We start from the raw sequence: 6,305 nt of genomic DNA, 5'->3' as shown, positions 1-6,305 counted from the left end.
TTTAACGGGGCGCCTGAGATCAAGATCAAAAGCAGATCAAGAGCGACTCGCTTCGCATCGTGGTTACGGTGGGCTACAGAGTTGTGTGGGTACGTCAGGCAACTTTTGTTGCTGATGTACCGCTATCGGGGGCAAGCCCCCTCGCACATTTTGATCTGCATTTTATGTGGGATTTGGTTTGGCCCCAATGACACCCAGAACCAACACACCCTCCGTCGGTCAATGTGACCAGCTCCGCAGCAGCTTGGTCGGCGCTGATATATAGTTCACCCTCGGTTTCCTCTGACTATGAGTGCCCCATGCTTAACAAAGGATTGTTCCTGGCCTGTGCGCTGGCCCTGCTGAGCGCCTGCGATTCTTCCGATAAACCGTCTGCGCCCTCTGCCCCGGCGGCGAGTGTGGCGCCCAAGCCGGCCAAGGCGGCGGTGGATGTGGCGGCGTTGAAGCAGCGGTACGCCGGGCGTGAGTTAAGCGTGGTGGATGTGTCCGAGGTGCAGTTGGACGGGGCCAGCACCCTGTCGGTGAGTTTTTCCATTCCCCTGGACCCGGATCAGAAGTTCGCCGACAAAGTCCATTTGGTCGACAGCAAGTCGGGCAAGGTCGATGGCGCCTGGGAGCTTTCCGATAACTTGATGGAATTGCGCCTGCGCCACCTGGAGCCGCAGCGCAAGTTGGTGCTGACGGTGGATGCCGGGGTGAAGGCGGTCAACGACAACCTGCTCGCCGCCGAATACACCGCTCGCCTGGAAACCCGCGACCTGCAAGCCACCGTCGGCTTTGCCAGCCGTGGCACGCTGTTGCCCACGCGCCTGGCTGAGGGCCTGCCGGTGATCGCGCTGAACGTCGACAAGATCGACGTTGAATTCTTCCGGATCAAGGCCGAGTCCCTGCCGGCCTTCCTGGCGCAGTGGGGGCGCAACACCAGCCTGCAAAGTTACGAATCCCGCGAATTGCTGCCGATGGCCGACCTGGTGTACGGCGGCCGTTTTGACCTCAACCCGGCGCGCAATACCCGCGAAACCCTGCTGCTGCCGATCGCCGGCCTCAAGCAATTGCAGCAGCCGGGTGTGTACCTGGCGGTGATGCGTGCCTCGGGCACCTACAACTATTCGCAACCGGCCACGCTGTTTACCTTGAGTGATATTGGCCTGTCGGTGCACCGCTACGCCAATCGCCTGGATGTGTTTACCCAGGCGCTGGAAGGCGGCAAGGCGTTGAATGGCGTCGAACTGGAAATCCTCGATGCCGAAGGCCGCGTACTTGGCCAGGGCAAGACCGAAGACGGTGGCCACGCCGAGTTGCCGCTGCCGAAAAAAGCCCAGGTGTTGCTGGCCAAGCAGGGTGAACAAACCAGTTTGCTGCGTCTGGACAGTGCCGCGCTGGACCTGGCCGAGTTCGATATCGGCGGGCAGCCGTCGCACCCGTTGCAGTTCTTTGTGTTCGGCCCGCGTGACCTGTATCGCCCCGGTGAAACCGTGCTGCTCAACGCCCTGTTGCGCGACAAGGACGGCAACGCCGTCAAGCCGCAGCCGGTGAGCGTCGAAGTGCGCCGCCCCGATGAGCAGGTCAGCCGCAAATTCGTGTGGGAGGCCGACGCCTCCGGTCTCTATCAATACCCGCTGCAGCTGGCCGGCGAAGCACCGACCGGGCGCTGGCAGCTGGTATTCGACCTGGGTGATGGCAAGCCGCAGCTGTATGAATTCCTCGTCGAAGACTTCCTGCCCGAGCGCCTGGCGCTGGAGCTCAAAGGCAGTGACACGCCACTGAGCCCGGCGGATGACGCGGTCATCCAGGTCAATGGCCGTTATCTGTACGGCGCGCCGGCCTCGGGCAACCGGGTCAGCGGGCAGGTCTACGTGCGCCCGCTGCGCGAGGCCGTCAAAAGCTTGCCGGGCTACCAGTTCGGCTCGGTCACCGAAGAAGAGCTGAGCCAGGATTTCGAGCTGGACGAAAGCACGCTGGACGCCAAGGGCCAGGAAGAACTGACCCTGGAAAGCAAATGGGCCGAGGCCAAGTCGCCCCTGCAATTGATCGTGCAGGCCAGTCTGCAGGAGTCGGGCGGGCGGCCGATCACCCGACGCCTGGTACAGCCGATCTGGCCGGCCGAGCAGTTGCCGGGCCTGCGCGGGCTGTTTGACGGCACTGAAACCAACGGCGACGGCCCGGCGGAATTCGAAGTGCTGGTGGCCAACCAGGACGGCCAGAAACTTGCCGCGCAGAACCTCAAGGTGCGTCTGGTGCGTGAGCGCCGCGACTATTACTGGAACTACTCGGACAATGATGGCTGGAGCTATCACTACAACGAGAAATTCCTCAACCTTGACGAACAAACCCTCGACATCAAGGCCGGCGACACCGCCAAGGTCAGCTTCCAGGTGGAATGGGGTCCCTACCGCGTCGAGGTCGAAGACCCGCAGACCGGCTTGATCAGCAGCCTGCGCTTCTGGGCCGGCTACCAGGCCCAGGACAACACCGAAGGCGGAGCCGTGCGCCCCGATCAGGTCAAGCTGGCATTGGATAAGCCCGCCTATGCCGATGGCGACACCGCCAACGTCACCGTCACGCCGCCGGCGGCCGGTAAAGGCTACCTGCTGGTTGAGTCCGCCGAGGGGCCGCTGTGGTGGCAGGAAATCGACGTGCCGGCCGAAGGCAAGAGTTTTGCCGTCAAGCTCGACCCGAAATGGTCGCGGCATGATCTGTACGTGAGCGCGCTGGTGATCCGTCCCGGCGAGCGCAAAGCCAATATCACCCCCAAACGCGCGGTGGGCCTGCTGCATCTGCCGTTGGACCGTACCCAGCGCAAGCTTGGCCTGACGCTTACGGCGCCGGAAAAAATGCGCCCCAAACAGCCGCTGACGGTGAAGATCGCCGCCAAAAACGCCGACGGCAGTGTGCCCAAACAGGTGCATGTGCTGGTGGCCGCAGTGGACGTGGGCATCCTCAATATCACCGAATACCCCACACCCGACCCGTACTCCAGCCTGTTCGGTCGCAAGGCCTACGGCGTGGACCAGTTCGACATCTACGGCCAGTTGATCGAAGCCGGGCAGGGCCGTCTGGCCAGCCTGGCGTTCGGGGGCGATGCGGCACTGGCCAAGGGCGGCAAGCGCCCGGACACCAGCGTGACCATCGTCGCCCTGCAAAGCGCACCGGTGACGCTCAACGAGCAGGGCGAGGGCGAAGTCAGCGTCGATATTCCGGATTTCAACGGCGAGCTGCGCCTGATGGCCCAGGCCTGGAGCGATGACCGTTACGGCATGGCCGAAGCCAAGACAGTGATTGCCGCGCCGCTGATTGCCGAGTTGTCGGCACCGCGCTTCCTGGCCGGGGGTGACGAGACGACGTTGGCGCTGGACCTGTCCAACCTGTCGGGCAAGGCGCAGAAGCTGGACGTACAACTGAGCGCCGAAGGGCAGTTGCAGCTGGTCAACGGCGGCGCGCACAGCGTCGAGTTGAAACAAGGCCAGCGCACCACGCTGCGCATCCCGGTGAAAGCCTGGGGCGGCCTGGGCAATGGCAAGGTCAAGGTGACGGTCAACGGTTTGGATCTGCCCGGTGAAAACCTGCCGCCGTTCAGCCGGGAATGGACCCTGGGCGTGCGTCCTGCCTACCCTGCGTTGCTCAAGCATTACCGCGCCGTGCTCAAGGACCAGCCGTGGAGCTTGCCTGCGGGCACGCTGGAGCAGTTCGACAGCGCAGGCAGCGAGGCGTTATTGAGCCTGTCCAGCCGGCCGCCGTTGAACCTCGGCGCGCAGATCAGCGCGCTCAAGGCCTACCCCTACGGTTGCCTGGAGCAAACCGCCAGCGGCTTGTACCCATCGCTCTACGCCGATGACGCGTTGCTTAAACGCCTGAGCATCAAGGGCGAGCCGGATGCCGAGCGTAAACGCAAGATCGAGTTGGGCATCGAACGCCTGCTGGGCATGCAGCGCTACAACGGCAGCTTCGGTTTGTGGGGCGCCGACGGCGAGGAAGAATATTGGCTGACCGCCTATGTCACCGACTTCCTGCAGCGCGCCCGTGACCAGGGTTTTGCAGTGCCGGCCGAGGCGCTGAAGAAAGCCAGTGAGCGTCTGTTGCGCTATGTGCAGGAGCGCAACTTGATCGAAGTCGACTACAGCGACAACGCCGAACACACCCGCTTTGCCGTGCAGGCCTATGCCGGCATGGTTTTGGCGCGCAGTCAGCAGGCGCCGCTGGGGGCCTTGCGCAGTATCTTCGAGCGACGCAGCGATGCGCGTTCCGGCTTGCCCCTGGTGCAGTTGGCCATTGCCCTGCAGAAAATGGGCGACCAGCCGCGTGCGGACCAGGCGCTGCTCGCCGGCCTGGCCGCGCAGCGCAGCGCCAAGGAATGGCTGGCCGACTACGGCAGCCCGTTGCGCGATCAGGCGATGATCCTGGCGTTGCTGGAAGAAAATGACCTGGCCAAGGGCAAGCGCGAGGAGCGTCTGTTCGCGCTCTCGGACCAGTTGGCGGCCAGCCCGTATCTGTCGACCCAGGAGCGTAATTCGCTGTTCCTCGCCGGGCGGCTCGGGCTCGCCCAGCCAGAGGCGAACTGGCAAGTATCGCTGACCGGCAGTGGCGGTGTGCGTGAACTGAACAACCAGCAATCAACCCTGCAACTGGATGACAAGCTGCTGACCAGCGACTTGAGCCTGAGCAATCATGGGGACACGCCGGTGTACCAGCAACTGACGATTTCCGGTTACCCACAAGTGCCACCGGCAGCGGGCGGTGAGAACCTGAGCATCCGTCGCGAATACCTGGGCATGAACGGTCAGCCGCTGAACCTGCGCAGCCTCAACAGCGGCGACCTGGTGCTGGTGCATTTGGCGGTCAGCGCCAAGCAACGCGTGCCGGATGCCCTGGTGGTCGACCTGCTGCCCGCCGGCCTGGAACTGGAAAACCAGAACCTGGCCCAAAGCGCGGCCAGCCTGGAGAATGCGAGCAGCCAGGTGAAGGAGTGGCGCGAGTCGATGCAGAACGCGTCGCTCAAGCATCAGGAGTTTCGTGATGACCGCTACGTGGCGGCGATGAACCTGGACGGTTACGGCGGCACCACGCACTTGCTGTACCTGGCACGGGCAGTGACACCGGGCACTTACCGCGTGCCGCCGCCCCAAGTGGAGTCGATGTATCGGCCGAACTGGCAGGCGGTGGGCGAAACCCCGGCAGATATGGTGATCAAGGGCCGCTGATTGCTGAAGTTGAAATGGAGATCAATGTGGGAGGGGGCTTGCTCCCGATAGCTAAGTGTCAGCCAATGATGTTTTGACTGATTCACCGCTATCGGGAGCAAGCCCCCTCCCACAAGGGATTGGGGCGGTCAGATAAATCAGTGCACAACCCAGCTCAACAACCACAGGCCCAGCACCAGCCAGATGATCCCGATAATGACCGAGGCCCGCATAAAGGCGCGTACCGCCGAGTACAAAAAGAGCAGCCCGACGATCAGGGTGATAATGCTGATGATCGAGGTGTCCATGCCCAGGGTGCGCGATAAGCCATCGATAAAGTTGCCGCCGGCGTGGGTCAAGGCTCCGAACAAGCCGCTCAGACCGTCGACGATAAAGCGGATGACGGAGCCGAGCGCCTGGCCCAACCATTCGAAAAAGCTTTCTACCTGCATGTGCGTGTCCTGATTAAGAAGGTGGGCGTAACTGTGCCTTTGGTCGTTGTTGCGACAGGCGAGTTCCCTGCAAGCATAGAGGTTTGCCCGGTTGAATTTGCGTTTTGTTGCTCGCTGGACACTGGTGAGCCTGTTGTTGGTCATTGCCCTGCTGTGGCTGGCCGACCGTATCTGGCCCTTGCCGTTGCCCCAGGACGACCTGGCCCGGGTGGTGCTGGCCGAGGATGGCACGCCATTGTGGCGCTTTGCCGATGCCGATGGCGTGTGGCGCTATCCGGTGCACACCCGCGAGGTCTCACCGTATTACCTGGACGCGGTGCTGACCTACGAAGACCGTTGGTTCTATCGCCACCCCGGGGTCAATCCGTTGGCGCTGGTGCGGGCGACGTGGCAGAACCTGACCGGCGCACGGGTGGTGTCGGGCGGCAGCACCTTGTCGATGCAGGTGGCGCGCTTGCTCGATCCGCATTCACGCACCCTGCAGGGCAAGTTGCGGCAACTCTGGCGTACCGCACAGCTGGAATGGCATCTGTCCAAGGACGAAATCCTCACCCTGTACCTGAACCGCGCGCCCTTCGGCGGCACGCTGCAGGGCGTGGCGGCGGCCAGTTGGGCCTATCTGGGCAAATCCCCGGCGCAACTGACCCACGCCGAAGCCGCCCTGCTCGCGGTATTG

Annotated in this window: 3 protein-coding genes; 2 read left to right on the top strand and 1 reads right to left on the bottom strand. The window is 63.1% G+C overall.

Annotated elements, in window-relative coordinates:
* The first annotated feature begins 299 nt into the window (after positions 1–299).
* Positions 300–5,198, top strand: a complete 4,899-nt coding sequence (locus BFP90_RS18615) for an alpha-2-macroglobulin family protein (RefSeq protein WP_065897676.1) — start codon at positions 300–302, stop codon at positions 5,196–5,198.
* A 137-nt stretch (positions 5,199–5,335) separates the two neighbouring features.
* Here the strand turns inward: BFP90_RS18615 and BFP90_RS18610 are convergent, their stop codons facing one another.
* A complete protein-coding gene (locus tag BFP90_RS18610; protein ID WP_065886472.1) occupies positions 5,336–5,629 on the bottom strand; it encodes a hypothetical protein in 294 nt (97 codons plus the stop codon).
* Positions 5,630–5,720: 91 nt separating this feature from the next.
* On the opposite strand from BFP90_RS18610, the gene BFP90_RS18605 reads away from it, so the two are divergent.
* Positions 5,721–6,305, top strand: a 585-nt coding sequence (locus BFP90_RS18605) for a transglycosylase domain-containing protein (RefSeq protein ID WP_256097484.1), incomplete at its 3' end; no start/stop codon positions are given.

Source organism: Pseudomonas sp. 24 E 13 (assembly GCF_900004715.1).
In the GTDB taxonomy this organism is placed as follows: domain Bacteria; phylum Pseudomonadota; class Gammaproteobacteria; order Pseudomonadales; family Pseudomonadaceae; genus Aquipseudomonas; species Aquipseudomonas orientalis_A.
The sequence above is the reverse complement of the archived record's forward strand: the minus strand, read 5'-3'. Positions and strand labels throughout refer to the sequence as shown.